Consider the following 13530-nt stretch of genomic DNA (forward strand, 5'->3'; position numbering starts at 1 on the left):
ACTGCCCCATGCCTGTAAAAGTTCTGATTGTTGATGATTCGAGTTTCTTTCGCCGTCGTGTTAGCGAAATTCTTGCTGCCGATAGCGATATCGATGTAATAGACACGGCCGTTAATGGTGCCGATGCGGTGGCCAAAGCTGCGGCCTTGCGCCCGGATGTGATCACCATGGATGTGGAAATGCCGGTGCTTGATGGGATCTCGGCGGTGAAGCAGATCATGGCCAAGACACCCACGCCTATTTTGATGTTCTCGTCTTTAACCCGGGAAGGAGCCGGTGCCACCTTGGATGCTCTGGACGCCGGGGCACTTGATTTCTTGCCGAAAAAATTCGAAGACATAGCCCGCAATAACGATGACGCCGTGGCTATACTGCAGCGCAAGGTCAAAGAATTAGGGCGCCGTCGTTTAATGAGTTGGCGCCGTCCAGCCATGGCGACGCCAACAACTGCACCTGGGTCTACAGCAGCCCTTAACAATGCGCGTCCCGTTCGTGCACCGCAAAGTCAGTTTACTCAATCCAGAACTCAAACTGAGCCAAGCGTTAGCGCTAGCCCAAGTCCTAGAGTGAATGGTTTTCGGGCATCGGGAAAAAATTATCGCTTAGTGGTGATAGGCACTTCAACCGGCGGTCCGGTTGCACTGCAAAGCATTTTAACCCAGTTACCCCGAAACTTTCCGCTGCCTATTTTACTGGTACAGCATATGCCCTCGGCCTTTACCCCGGCTTTTGCTCAGCGCTTAAATAATCTTTGTAAGATTGACGTGAAAGAGGCCGAGCAGGGCGATACCTTAAAACCCGGCACCGCCTATTTGGCCCCCGGTGGCCAACAAATGATGCTAGACCCTCGCGCCACTACGGCAAAACTTAAGGTGTTTACCGATGACAACCCGAGGATCACCTATAAACCTAGCGTTGATGTTACCTTTGCCAGCAGTGCCAAGAAGTTTGGCGGTGATGTATTAGCTATAGTGCTGACCGGCATGGGTGCCGATGGTCGTGAAGGGGCGCGTATGTTAAAGCAGTACGGCGCCAGGGTGTGGGCTCAGGATGAGCGCTCTTGTGTGGTCTATGGCATGCCGCAGGCCGTAGTCAGTGCCGGTTTGCATGATCATCAGTTAGCGCTAGAAGATGTTGCCAGCCATTTAATCAAGGAGGTAGGCCATGGATAAGCTCTCCCTGATCGGTCTTATTCTTGCTCTTGGCGCCATCGCCTTGGGCTACAGCCTGGAAGGTGGCGTGGTCAGCGCCCTTATCAATGTGCCGGCGCTGATCATAGTGCTCGGTGGCACCTTGGGTGCGGTGATGCTGCAATCTCAGCTGCCGACCTTTAAAAAGTCGCTGGAAATCTTTAAATGGGTGTTTACACCGCCAAGCTACGATATGGAAGCGGGTATAGAGCAGGTTAAGGAATGGACCAGCACCGCCAGACAAAAAGGTTATTTGGCGCTGGAAGAATATGCGCTAACAACCCAAGACCCATACGCGGCTAAGGGCTTAAGCCTGTTGATTGACGGCACCCAGGAGCAGCGTTTACGCGATACCCTGGATATTGAACTGACGCTGGAGCGCGAACGCTTGCTTGATGCCGCCAGGGTGTATGAGGCCATGGGCGGTTATGCGCCAACCATAGGCATATTGGGCGCCGTGCTGGGCTTAATTCAGGCCATGGCCTATATCACCGAGCCACAGCAGCTAGGTGCCGGTGTTGCTACCGCGTTTTTGGCCACCATTTACGGTGTTGGCCTGGCTAATCTGCTGTTATTGCCGGTTGCCAATAAGCTCAAGCAGGTGATTGAAGAAAAGATGCTTTATCACGAGCTTATTGCCGAGGGTATAGTGGCTATGCAAACCGGGGAAACGCCAGCCAATATCGAGTTAAAGCTAGAGGCCTATATCGCCGAGCGTCATGTGAGTTCAGGATACTAGCCTTATGCGTCTGCGCCACCGTCGAGCCCAAGCCAAAGCATCACAACATACCCATAGGTGGTTGGTGTCTTATGCCGACTATATGACCATAATGTTTGCCTTGTTTGTGGTGCTCTACGCCATTGCCATTAATCATAAAGATGAGCAGTTCAAGGTGTTCTCGCAATCTCTGGAGCAGATCTTCACCAAGGCCACCCATGCCCCCGCCAGCGATGATACTGGCGCCGGAGCCCAAGGTTTACTGACCCAGCCCTTAGCGCCCAATGAGGCGCTCTTACATGGTCAAAGCCTGCAAAAGGAGCACCAGGCCAGCACCCAGCTTTTACCTGAGCAGGGTGATGTGACTCAGCTGCCCAAGCAGCAACTGGGTGAACCCTTAGAGAGCCTGGTCGATGAGCTCACCAACACCTTGCTTAAAGAGATACGCCAGGGCGATGCTCAGTTACAGTTAGATCAAGACTGGCTTAGCATAGAAATGAATTCCGCCATGGTATTTGCCAGTGCCAGCGCCACAGTCACAAATCAGGCCGAGGCGGTAATAGCGCGCATTGCCCAGGTGCTGGCAACGCAGCGCAATTACCTGCGCATTCGCGGCTACACAGACGATCTGGCTATTAACAACGAATTATTTAGTTCCAACTGGCAGCTGTCGGCGGCCCGTGCCGCGGCCGTGGTTAAGCAGTTGCAGCAGGAGCAGATAGCTCCCGAGCGAATGGCCCTTGAGGGCTATGGCCAATACAGTCCCTTTGCCGATAACGGCAGTGCGCAAGGGCGGGCACAAAACCGTAAGGTGGTGATCGCCATTTCTAAATATGCCTTGCCAATGCCCGAGGTTTCAGCAATGGCTGCGCCTAAGAGCCATGACTCCAGCGAAGAGCCGCAAGCGCAGGAGGTACAAAGGCCGGGGCAGGATAACAGCATAAAAATAATACAGCTGCCTCATGGCGGCATTCGCATTACCACGCGCAGCGAGGATAACGGACAATGAAAGTTTGGACTGTGGCGAACCAAAAAGGCGGTGTAGGTAAAACCACTACCTCGGTGGCCTTGGCCGGTTTGCTGGCGGAGCAGGGTAAGCGGGTATTGCTTATCGACACCGACCCACATGCTTCTTTGACCTATTATTTTGGCATTGACTCGGAGCGCATTGAAGTCAGTGCTTATGATGTCTTTTCCCGTGGCAGGGAAATGCAAAGGGAAGAAATCCTGCAAGCCTTATGCCCATCCGCAGTGGAGAATATCGATATTCTGCCGGCAACCATGGCCATTGCTACTTTGGACAGAAGCATGGGTACACAAAGCGGTATGGGGCTGATCCTTAAAAAGGTGCTGGCGAAGATAAGCGATGATTATGATTATGCCATTTTAGATTGTCCCCCTGTACTTGGGGTCTTGATGGTCAATGCCTTAGCCGCCAGCGACCATGTTTTAGTGCCGGTGCAAACCGAGTTTTTGGCCCTTAAGGGCTTAGAGCGCATGATGCGCACCATGGAGCTGATGCAAATCAGTGCTGCCCCTAAGGGCGATGGCACTGCCTGCGGCAATGCTTACAAGTATACAGTTGTGGCAACCATGTTTGATAAGCGCACCAAGGCGTCTTTGGTGGCCTACAAACAGTTGCTCGCCAGCTATGGCGACAATGTCTGGCCCGGGGTGATCCCCATAGACACAAAATTCCGCGACGCCAGTTTGGCGCAGCAGGTGCCCAGTAAGCACTCAAGTAAAGCTCGCGGCGTACAGGCCTATCGTCATCTGCTTGATTACCTACAACAGCGGGAAGAGCAAGCATGAGCGGTATGAATGACAAGGTTATGCGCCAATATCTCGACGCCCTGTTACAGGAAGATGTCTTCGCAGAGCCGCAAGAGAAAGAGCTGGAGCCGCAGCCGCAAATAGTCAAGCAAGTAGTCAAGCCCGCAGCTCATCATCCCTTGTCACCTATGGCACAAGAAGAGCTGGCCATGAGTGCCGTGGCGCAATTATTGGCGCAGGTGGAACTGAGATCGCAACCCCAAGAGCAAGCAGAGCCACAGGCGCTGCAGCAGGAGCCCCGACAAGAGCAGGTGCAGGAATTGACGCCTGTGCCGGTTGTCGAGCCAACCCCGGTCGAGCCTGTGTTACCCGTGCCCGAGGTGGCACCTGAGGTTTTGAGCAAACCAGCAGCAGAGCCACCAGTAAAGCCAGAGGCAGATAACACCGAGCAAACGCCATTGCGAGCACCGCAGGCGGCGCGCGAGCAGTATATGCAGGGCGAGTTCCAGGCCTTATTTTTCGAGGTGGCCGGTTTAACCCTAGCGGTACCGCTAAAATCCCTCGGCGGCATTCATCAGCGCAGCGAGCTTAATCAATTGTTCGGCAAACCCGATTGGTTTAGCGGCGTGATGCTTAACCGAGATGAGAAAATCAATGTGGTGGATACGGCTCTTTGGGTAATGCCAGAAAAATATGACAAACAATTGCAGCAGGCTTTAAACTACAAGTACGTGATTATGCTCGGAGAATCCCAGTGGGGTCTGAGCGCTGAAACCCTGATCAACAATGTCACGCTAAAAAGCGAAGACGTAAAATGGCGGCAAAGTCATGGTAAAAGACCTTGGTTGGCCGGCGTTATAAAAGAAAAAATGTGTGCTTTAATCGATGTCGAAAACTTACAGCTGCTGCTGGAGCAGGGACTCGATAGCCAGGCGCAATAAAAGTATCAATGGAGCCAAATATGAGCGAACAGCGACAAGTCTCTGCACATGATGTGGATAGCAGTGATGAGGTTTTGCAATGGGTGACCTTCCGATTGCAGGACGAAACTTATGGTATCAATGTAATGCAGGTGCAAGAAGTGCTGCGTTATACCGATATTGCTCCCGTGCCCGGGGCGCCCAATTATGTGCTCGGTATTATTAATCTGCGCGGTAATGTGGTTACAGTGATAGACACCCGCGCCCGTTTCGGCCTGATGGATGCTGAGGTGACGGAGCAGTCACGTATAGTGATTATCGAGGCGGAAAAGCAGGTGATAGGTATCTTGGTGGACTCGGTGGCCGAGGTGGTTTATCTGCGCAGCTCCGACATCGACAGTGCGCCTAGTATTGGCACCGATGAAAGCGCCAAGTTTATTCAAGGTGTTTCCAATCGCGATGGTGAGCTATTGATCTTGGTTGATTTAAATAAACTACTCAATGATGATGAGTGGGATGAGCTGAGTAACCTTTAAGTAATGAACGAACTGACTACCTCCATGCTTATAGGTGCCAGCCTGATCTTGCTACTGGCTGTGGGCGTGCTGATTTTATGGCTGCGTGTGACGCGCTTGCATGCCAACCATGCCCAAGTGCTGGCGCAACTGGTACAAACGGAGCAGGAGCAAGAGCAAACTCAAATTCTGCGCGCCGAAATTGCCGAGGTGCGCACCGCGATAGAAAACATGGCCAATCATGTCCAGCATCTGCAAGGTCGTACCGAGGAGCTGGCGCAGCAACAGCACAGTTTTAAAGAGGCGGATCCCCAAGCCAAGCTGTATTCCCGGGCGGTAAAAATGATCGAACTGGGCGCGCCACTTGATGAGGTGATGCGTGAATGCGAGTTGCCGCTGGCGGAAGCCGAACTGCTTTTCTCTCTGCATCGAAAAAATTAGGCTTTAATATTGAGCTTATTGCTAAAATTCTGCCACCCCGGCGGGTATTTTCCCCGTAATACATAGGAAAAGGCGATAAGCTCGGCTATCACATAATAGAGCTCTGGCGGGATCTCCTGGCCTTGTTGTAAGGCCGCCAGGGTATTTGCCAGCTCCTTATCCTGATGAATTAAAATTCCCTGTTGCTCGGCGGCGGCAATGATCTGCTCGGCCAGCTCGCCAAAACCCTTGGTGCTGACATGGGGGGCGCTGCCTTCTTGGTACAATAGGCCAATGGCGCTGCGTTGCTCGTGACTGCTCATATCTACACCTTGAGATTGACTATGCTGTGGCGGCGATAAAATTTTTGCCAACGCCGGGCCTGTTGTTCGCTGACTTGTTGCACCTCTATGGCAGGCACGGATAAGCCATGCTGTTGCAGGTTGCGTCTTAAGTCTTCGCTATGTTGTTGTGCTAATTCGCTCAGGGTATGGGAGCTGGCCTTAAGGGCGCAGTTAAGCTGTTGCTGGCTTAGTTGCACCTGCACGCTGAGCTCACCCTGTTTGCCGTAATCAAACTGCATGCGCACAAACCACACTTGGTGCGTTTCCCCTTTATTATTCTTCTTTTGATAACGACCAAGAAGCAGCTCGCTATGCCCTATATCCGGTGGCAGGCGCATGGGTAATAACAGCTGCACTAGGGCATTGTTATCCGGCTGTGCACCTTGGCTCTGCAAACTAGCTTGAGGTGTCATTTGTTGCTGTATAGGAGCCAGCTGTTCAAGAAGCGCCTGCGCCGCCGGAGATTGCAATTGTTGTAGCAGGTTATCCGCACGCAGCTGTGCCTCTGGAGTTTTGCCACTTGTTCCTAGCAAGAGTTGCAGCAGGGGCAATAAGCTATTGCTGGATTGAGCCGAAGCCAGAGCCTGGGTGCTCGCTGCGCTTTGAGCACCGACAATGGGCGCCGCCACCAAGGCGGTCACCAGCTGGTCGAGCTCGGCACTAAGTGAACTTTGCCATTGTTGTGATGACATAGTCCAGGGCTGCAGCTGGGCTTGGACCTGCGCCGCATTTTGCACACTGGATGTATGCGGTCCTATCATCTTGGCGAAGGCCTGATTGACCAGCTGTTGCAGCTCCTTGGGCGCCTGCATAAGCTGGGTGTCGAGTTGGGTTAAATGATGACGCACCAGCTGGCCCGGAGTCAGCAATTGTTGCAGCTTTTGCGTCAGAGCCTGGGTTAAGGGCAGGGGCGTCAGTATTGCGCCTACTCCTTTGTCTGCTTGAGTGTTTGCCGAGAAGCCTGCTGAGGAATTCGTATCCTTTATCGGCTCAGGTAAAGAAGGCTGGGCGTTTTCAGTGCCAGGTGGCCGGTGCTGAATACTGGTTTTAACCAAGCCCTGCATCTGTACTATTAGTGCCAGCAAGGGCGCCTGTTGACGCACCAGGCTTGGCACGCTGGGCATTTGCGTCTGTAATGGCATTTGCATCTGAACAGTTTCTGCTAAAGGGCGCATTGGCGAGACCTGGAGCAGGGGAGTCAGCAAGGTTTTGGCCTGGCTTTGTAACAAGGATGGAGCCAAAGAGAGGGTCTTGTCCTGCTTTACCGAGCCCAGCAGCTTGTTATAGAGGGCCGCCTGCCAACTGAGCGGCTGTGATAACACCTGTGTTTTTACAGGCTTAGAAATGCTATCACTCACGGAAGCTGCGCCGGGAGATGGAGACTGGGTTGCCATCACAGCTGTCGAGTCCGCTTTTGATGCTCCTGTGCCTGCAAATGCCGCTGCCTGGATATGAAAACGCAGACTCTGTGGCTGTATTTGCAGCTGTAACTGGCCGCTGTTATCCAATTTAAGTTGCACAGGCAGGGTTTGCCCCTGTAGCAGAGCGCGTTCGCCTTGGGGTAGTGCGACCTTGGTCAAAGGCGTTTGTTGCCCATTGGCTAGCGTCAGCAACAGCTGCGCCAGAGGGGGAGCTGTTTTGCTTGGCGCGCTTGATTGCAGGGTTAGCTCCAGTTTCGGTGGGCTCTTGAGCAGCCATTGCATCAGTTTATTATCGGCTAAGGGGAGAGGAAGTCGGGTGCTATCATTGAGCAGCAGCATGGCTTGCAGGGATGATTTTCCCTGCGCTGGTGTCAGGCGCAGCTCCACCGCCAGCGCTTGCGTATCACCGCGAAGCAATGCCTGGGTCGCGTTATTGATTTGCAGGCTGGCCGCTAATTGCGGCAGTTGAATATGGCCCCGATTATCCAGATAAGCGGCTAATTGGACTCTGGCTGGCGTTGCCCCTGAGCTTTTTGGCGCCACTAGGGTTGAAATAAGTTGATAGAGCAACCGGGCTTTGTCGATATTAAGGCTGGTTTCTGTGGGGCGCAGCTGTAGCTGGCCATGGCCGTTTAGCAGGATTTCGGCGCTGTCCAGGTGCACACCGGCAAGCTGAGGCTGCGGGGGGCTGAGCGTAAAACTAACATCTTGCCATTGTCCTCGCCCAGGCATGTGCACTTCCATGCTTATCTGCTGGGGGTCAATGCGAATATTTCGGGCCGCCAAGGGTTGCTCTTGGGGTAATTGCACTTGCTGTTTGGTCTCGCTCGAGACGTTAATTTCCAGCACCGAGGCTTGGTTAGTTAAAGGGGCAAATGGACCCGACATATTCCCCCCTGCACGAGATCAAAGTTTTGCCTGCAATTTTTCGCATTAGCTTAGCATTATGGTAGACTATCGCCCAATTTTAAGCATTGAGAAACCCTGTTTGTGCTACACGTTGACGCAGTCACTTGTATAAAGCAAGAGCGATGTTTGTTCGAAGACCTAAGTTTTACCCTAAAATCGGGCGAGATCATGCAGTTAGAAGGTCCTAACGGTGCCGGAAAAACCTCGCTATTACGTATTTTAGCGGGCTTCGCCGAGCCTATGCAGGGGCAAGTAAAATTTAACCAGCAGTGTATTGGTCGTAATTATGACGAGTACGCCGAGAATGTGCTGTTTATCGGTCATAAAACCGGCGTGAACACTGCCCTTAATGCCTTAGAAAATTGTCAGTTTTGGCTTAATACCCATGGTCTCGAAAGCGGCTTAGATCTCTACGAGGTGCTTGCCGACCTGGGTCTGGTTGGCCTTGAAGATGTGCCGGTGCGTCAGCTTTCTGCCGGGCAGCAGCGCCGTGTGGCCCTGGCGCGTTTATGGTTAAACCGTGCGCCCCTGTGGTTGTTGGATGAGCCCTTCACCGCGGTGGACAAAAAAGGCGTGCAACTGCTGCAGCAGCGTTTTGCCGAGCATCTGGCCTCGGGCGGCGCTATTTTGCTGACCAGCCACCAGGACCTCACCACGCACTTTGATAAGCTTATCAAGTTGCAGCTGGAGTATCGCATTTGATAGCACAGAATCATTCTTATTGGCGCGTGTGGGCCAGCGTATATAAAAAAGATGTTCGTCTGGCGTTTCGCCAGCGCAGTGACATTATCAATCCGTTATTGTTCTTTTTAATCGTTATCACCCTGTTTCCGCTGGGCATTGGCCCTGAGCCGAATTTACTGGCGCGCATGGCGCCGGGGATTATCTGGGTGGCGGCCTTATTGGCGACCATGTTGGGTCTGGACAAGCTCTTTCGCGACGATTACCTGGACGGCACCTTGGAGCAGCTGATGCTGTCGCCTTTTCCGCTGTCGTTGAGCGTTTCGGCTAAGGTGGCGGCACACTGGACGGTCACTGGATTGCCCATGGTTATTTTAGCGCCACTGTTCGCGCTTTTGATGAATTTACAATCGCAGGCCTTGAACGCCATGATGCTGACCCTGCTGATCGGCACGCCGCTGCTGAGCTTGATCGGCGCCATCGGCGCCGGGCTCACCGTGGGCCTGCAAAAGGGTGGGGTACTGCTAAGTTTATTGGTCCTGCCGCTTTATATACCCGTATTAATTTTCGCGACCTCCGCCATCGATACCGCCAGCATGTCCCTGGCTTATGGCGGCCAGCTTGCGATTCTAGGCGCATTTTTAGCCGTCGCTATCGTGCTTGCGCCTATTGCCGTTTCATCAGCATTGAAAGTGAGTATTAACTAATGTGGAAGTGGTTACATCCCTACGCTAAGGCCGAAAGGGCCTATCAGTTGTGTAACACCCTGCTGCCTTATTTTACCGTGGTTGCCGTGCTCGGCATCCTGGTGGGTTGGGTATGGGGGCTGGCCTTTGCGCCTGCTGACTACCAGCAAAAAGACAGCTATCGCATCATCTTTATCCATGTGCCGTCGGCTATTTGGTCCATGGGGGCGTATTCGTCCATGGCCATTGCTGCCTTGGTGGCCCTGGTGTGGCAAATTCGCAATGCCCAGCTGGCGGTGATTGCCATTGCGCCGGTAGGCGCGGCCATGACTGTTATTGCGCTGCTGACCGGTGCCGCCTGGGGTAAACCCATGTGGGGTGCCTGGTGGGTATGGGATGCCCGTTTAACCTCAGAGTTGATTTTATTGTTCTTATACCTGGGTGTGATCTCTCTTTATTATGCCTTTGAAGATAAGCGCGCCGGGGGTAAGGCGGCGTCTATTCTTGCCTTGGTTGGCGTGGTTAATCTGCCGATTATTCATTTCTCGGTAGAGTGGTGGAATACCCTGCATCAGGGCGCCACCATCACCAAGTTCGATACCTCGGCCATCGATCCGAGCATGTTCTGGCCCTTGATGATTAATATCCTTGGTTTTGCCGGCTTCTTAGGTGCGGTGACGCTCATTCGCCTGAAAACCGAAATCCTAAAAAGCGAGCAACATCGTCCCTGGGTGAAGGCCCTGGCGGGAGGCAAATAAGATGCAGTTTGACAGTCTTTCAGAATTTTTCGCCATGGGCGGCTACGCCTTTTATGTGTGGTTATCGTTTGGCAGCTGTGCGTTAATTCTTATCGCCCTGGTGGTAAGCTCGGTTCAAGAGAAACGTAAATTATTACAGCAGGTATCGGCACAAACAGCCCGTGAGCAACGTATTGAAAAAGCCAAGCAGGCTAAGCAGCAGGAGTCGCAGTCATGAACCCAAGACGTAAAAAACGCCTATTAACCATTATTGCTTTGTTATTCGGCCTATCCAGCGCCGTGGGCCTGACTTTGTACGCACTGCAAGAAAACATTAACCTCTTCTATACCCCGAGCGAGTTGATCAACGGTAAGGGTCCTGAGCTTGAAAAGCCTAGTGTGGGACAAAAGCTGCGTATCGGTGGCATGGTGGTACCGGGTACGGTGAAACGCGATGAAAACTCGCTATTCGTTGAGTTTAAGCTGATCGATAGCGGCCCCATGGTAACCATTCGCTATAAAGGCATTTTGCCTGATCTGTTCCGTGAGGGGCAGGGCATAGTGGCACAGGGCACCCTGATTGAAAGCGATGTGATCGAGGCATTCGAAGTGCTGGCGAAGCACGATGAAGAATACATGCCCGAAGAAGTCGCCGAAGCGGTGAAGGGTATAAAGCACCAGAAACCAACTTATAACAACAACGGCTACTAAGTTATGATCCCAGAGCTCGGTTATTTTTCATTAACCCTGGCAATGGTGCTCTGTGTGCTGTTGTTTATTTTTCCTATGTGGGGCGCGCACACAGGCAATTTACGTCTGATGCGCGCGGCGCCGTCATTGGCGGTGGGCCAGTTTATCTTTGTGCTGCTTTCATTTGCGGCGCTGATTTACGCCAGTCTGACCGATGACTTCACCGTGGCCTATGTGGCCCACCACTCAAGTAGTACCTTGCCTTGGTATTACAAGATCACCTCGACCTGGGGTGGCCACGAAGGGGCCATTCTCCTGTGGTTGGTAATGCAGGCTGGTTGGACGGCGGCGGTGGCGCTGCTGTCTAAGTCTTTGCCTTGGCCGTTACGTGCCCGTGTACTGGGCGTACTGGGCTTTTTGGCCGTCGGCTTTATGCTTTACACCCTTTTGATGTCGAGTCCATTTGACCGCCTGTTGCCTTATTATCCGGTTGAAGGACGAGACCTTAACCCGCTGTTGCAAGACCCGGGCATGATCATTCATCCGCCGCTTTTGTATATGGGCTATGTGGGTCTGTCAGTTTCCTTTGCCTTTGCCATCGCCGCACTGCTTACCGGCCAGTTGGATAACCTTTGGGCCAAGTGGTCGCGCCCTTGGACCATGGCGGCCTGGGGCTTTTTAACCCTGGGTATCACCATCGGCAGTTGGTGGGCTTATGCCGAGCTTGGCTGGGGGGGCTGGTGGTTCTGGGATCCGGTAGAAAATGCTTCTCTGATGCCCTGGCTGGTGGCCACGGCGCTGTTGCACTCATTAGCTGTGACGGAAAAGCGCGGCATCTTTAAGTCCTGGACAGTGCTTTTGGCCATTGCCGCTTTCTCACTAAGTCTACTGGGCACTTTTATTGTGCGCTCGGGCATTATTGTCTCGGTTCACGCCTTTGCCTCGGACCCGGATCGCGGCATGTTTATCCTTGCCTTCCTGGCCATAGTGGTGGGCGGCGGTTTAACGCTTTATGCTCTGCGCGCCGGTCATGTATCGAGTGAAGGTCGCTATAGCCTGTTCTCTCGCGAGGTCGCGCTCTGGCTGAATAATATTCTGCTGGTGGTGGCGACGCTTATCGTGCTGCTGGGTACGCTATTGCCCATGGTTCATAAGGAACTGGGTTTAGGCTCGATTTCCATCGGTGAGCCCTTCTTCAATCAGATGTTTAGTTATTTGCTTGTGCCCTTTGCCTTATTGCTGGGTGCAGCGCCACTGCTGCGTTGGAAGCAAAACAAGCTGAAGCAAGTGGCGGGTAAATATGGATTAGGCGTAGTGATTGCTCTGGTGCTTACCGGCGCCTGGTTGTTTAGCAGCTTTGCCAAGGTCAGTGCTTTAACCTTTATGGCTACTGCGTTAGCGCTGTGGATTATAGTCATGAGCGCTCAGGATCTGCTTCAGAAAACCGCGCAGGCGCAATCAATCAAGCGTTTAGGTTTAAGCTATTGGGCCATGCAATTGGGTCATATAGGTCTGGCGCTGGTGATTATGTCTGTGGCTCTGACTTCGGCATATTCAAGTGAGCGTGATGTACGTGTTATGCCAGGTGAGCAGGTGGCCTTAGGCGGTTATGATTTCCGTTTCGATGGCGTTAAAGTCATTCGCGGACCAAACTACACAGGCCATGCTGGAGTGGTTACCGTATTTAATGAAGGCGAGCTGGAAACCGTACTGCACGCGGAAAAGCGCCGCTACGATATCGGCATGCAGTTTATGACCGAAGCAGCGGTAGATGCCGGCCTGAGGCGAGATCTTTATCTTGCCCTGGGTGAGCAGTTAACCGGTGGTGCCTGGTCACTACGCATTTACCATAAGCCTTATGTACGGGTGATGTGGTTGGGCGGTATCTTGATTTCTTTGGCTGGCTTTATCGTCCTGTTTGACCGTCGCTATCGTCGTCGCAATCCCAAGGAGGCACAGGCATGAACAAAAAGTGGTTAGTATTGACGCCACTGGCGGTATTTATTCTGCTGTGCGCGTTTCTGCTAAAGGGTCTGTTCTCTGACCCCCGTGAGCTGCAAAGTGGCCGTGTAAATCAGGCACTGCCTGCCTTTGATTTACCGGATCTGATGGCGCCGCAAAAGCGTTGGACCAATGCCGATATGGCCGGTCAAACCTATTTGATCAATGTCTGGGGCACCTGGTGTCCAACTTGTCTGGCGGAGCTGGGTTACTTAACCGAGCTGCGTGAGCGTGGCGTGACCATAGTGGGTTTGTATTACGAGCAGGGCTATGATCCGGACTTCGGCGACCGTTTCGACTTAACGGCGTTGCAACAGGAAGTGCGCGATATGTTGGCCCGCGCTGGCGACCCTTATCAATTTAATATGCTTGATTTAGACCGCCAGTTTATTTTGGACTTAGGTGTCTCAGGTGCGCCGGAGACCTTCCTGGTCAATGGCGAAGGCAAGGTGCTGGTGCATCACACAGGTGATGTTAACGAGCGAGTGTGGCGTGCCAAGTTTGCGCCGCTACTGGGAGAATAAA

At 52.9% G+C, this 13530-nt stretch carries 16 protein-coding genes; 14 read left to right on the plus strand and 2 right to left on the minus strand.

The genetic code is table 11. From position 1 onward, the window contains the following. The first annotated feature begins 8 nt into the window (after positions 1-8). From WCN91_RS07820 to WCN91_RS07850, 7 genes are read left to right on the plus strand one after another with little or no spacing between them, the layout of a single operon-like run. Positions 9-1172: a protein-glutamate methylesterase/protein-glutamine glutaminase gene (locus WCN91_RS07820; RefSeq protein ID WP_342677902.1), complete on the plus strand. Its 1164-nt coding sequence runs from the start codon at positions 9-11 to the stop codon at positions 1170-1172. Beyond that, entirely contained in the window at positions 1165-1929 is a 765-nt protein-coding gene (locus WCN91_RS07825) for a flagellar motor protein (protein ID WP_342677904.1), read from the plus strand. Before WCN91_RS07820 ends, WCN91_RS07825 begins: the two co-directional genes overlap by 8 nt. A 4-nt stretch (positions 1930-1933) precedes the next feature. Further along, positions 1934-2917 carry an OmpA family protein gene (locus WCN91_RS07830; RefSeq protein WP_342677906.1) on the plus strand — a complete coding sequence of 328 codons (984 nt, stop codon included), beginning with the start codon at positions 1934-1936 and terminating at the stop codon, positions 2915-2917. Then, positions 2914-3720: a ParA family protein gene (locus tag WCN91_RS07835; RefSeq protein WP_342677908.1), complete on the plus strand. Its 807-nt coding sequence runs from the start codon at positions 2914-2916 to the stop codon at positions 3718-3720. Before WCN91_RS07830 ends, WCN91_RS07835 begins: the two co-directional genes overlap by 4 nt. Then, entirely contained in the window at positions 3717-4622 is a 906-nt protein-coding gene (locus WCN91_RS07840; RefSeq protein ID WP_342677910.1) for a chemotaxis protein CheW, read from the plus strand. Before WCN91_RS07835 ends, WCN91_RS07840 begins: the two co-directional genes overlap by 4 nt. A gap of 20 nt (positions 4623-4642) precedes the next feature. Further along, positions 4643-5137 (plus strand): chemotaxis protein CheW, encoded by a 495-nt coding sequence (locus WCN91_RS07845; RefSeq protein ID WP_342677912.1) that lies wholly within the window; start codon positions 4643-4645, stop codon positions 5135-5137. 3 nt (positions 5138-5140) lie between these two features. Then, the gene (locus WCN91_RS07850; protein WP_342677914.1) at positions 5141-5557 is read left to right on the plus strand and encodes a DUF2802 domain-containing protein; all 417 of its coding nucleotides are present in this window, start codon (positions 5141-5143) and stop codon (positions 5555-5557) included. Here the strand turns inward: WCN91_RS07850 and WCN91_RS07855 are convergent. Next, positions 5554-5859, minus strand: a complete 306-nt coding sequence (locus WCN91_RS07855; protein ID WP_342677916.1) for an EscU/YscU/HrcU family type III secretion system export apparatus switch protein — start codon at positions 5857-5859, stop codon at positions 5554-5556. The genes WCN91_RS07850 and WCN91_RS07855 overlap by 4 nt on opposite strands. Positions 5860-5861: 2 nt before the next feature. Next, complete coding sequence (locus WCN91_RS07860; protein WP_342677918.1) at positions 5862-8189, minus strand: flagellar hook-length control protein FliK; 2328 nt, start codon at positions 8187-8189, stop codon at positions 5862-5864. Between the two features lie 102 nt (positions 8190-8291). Here WCN91_RS07860 and ccmA point away from each other — a divergent pair, with 102 nt between their 5' ends. The 7 genes from ccmA to WCN91_RS07895 are packed head-to-tail and all read left to right on the plus strand — an operon-like array spanning position 8292 to position 13529. Beyond that, positions 8292-8912, plus strand: a complete 621-nt coding sequence (gene ccmA, locus WCN91_RS07865; RefSeq protein ID WP_342677920.1) for a cytochrome c biogenesis heme-transporting ATPase CcmA — start codon at positions 8292-8294, stop codon at positions 8910-8912. Next, positions 8912-9598, plus strand: coding sequence for a heme exporter protein CcmB (ccmB, locus tag WCN91_RS07870; protein WP_342678122.1), 687 nt, complete (start codon positions 8912-8914; stop codon positions 9596-9598). The genes ccmA and ccmB overlap by 1 nt, the downstream gene beginning before the upstream one ends. Then, on the plus strand, positions 9598-10335 hold the full coding sequence (locus WCN91_RS07875) for a heme ABC transporter permease (protein WP_342677922.1): 738 nt from the start codon (positions 9598-9600) through the stop codon (positions 10333-10335). The genes ccmB and WCN91_RS07875 overlap by 1 nt, the downstream gene beginning before the upstream one ends. A gap of 1 nt (position 10336) precedes the next feature. Next, a complete protein-coding gene (gene ccmD, locus WCN91_RS07880; protein ID WP_105190496.1) occupies positions 10337-10552 on the plus strand; it encodes a heme exporter protein CcmD in 216 nt (71 codons plus the stop codon). Next, entirely contained in the window at positions 10549-11025 is a 477-nt protein-coding gene (gene ccmE / locus WCN91_RS07885) for a cytochrome c maturation protein CcmE (protein ID WP_342677926.1), read from the plus strand. Before ccmD ends, ccmE begins: the two co-directional genes overlap by 4 nt. A 3-nt stretch (positions 11026-11028) precedes the next feature. Then, a complete protein-coding gene (locus WCN91_RS07890) occupies positions 11029-12969 on the plus strand; it encodes a heme lyase CcmF/NrfE family subunit (protein ID WP_342677928.1) in 1941 nt (646 codons plus the stop codon). Further along, a complete protein-coding gene (locus WCN91_RS07895) occupies positions 12966-13529 on the plus strand; it encodes a redoxin family protein (protein ID WP_342677930.1) in 564 nt (187 codons plus the stop codon). Before WCN91_RS07890 ends, WCN91_RS07895 begins: the two co-directional genes overlap by 4 nt. The last annotated feature ends 1 nt before the right edge of the window (position 13530 follow it).

Source organism: Pseudoalteromonas qingdaonensis (genome assembly GCF_038739665.1).
Taxonomy (GTDB): Bacteria; Pseudomonadota; Gammaproteobacteria; order Enterobacterales; family Alteromonadaceae; genus Pseudoalteromonas; species Pseudoalteromonas qingdaonensis.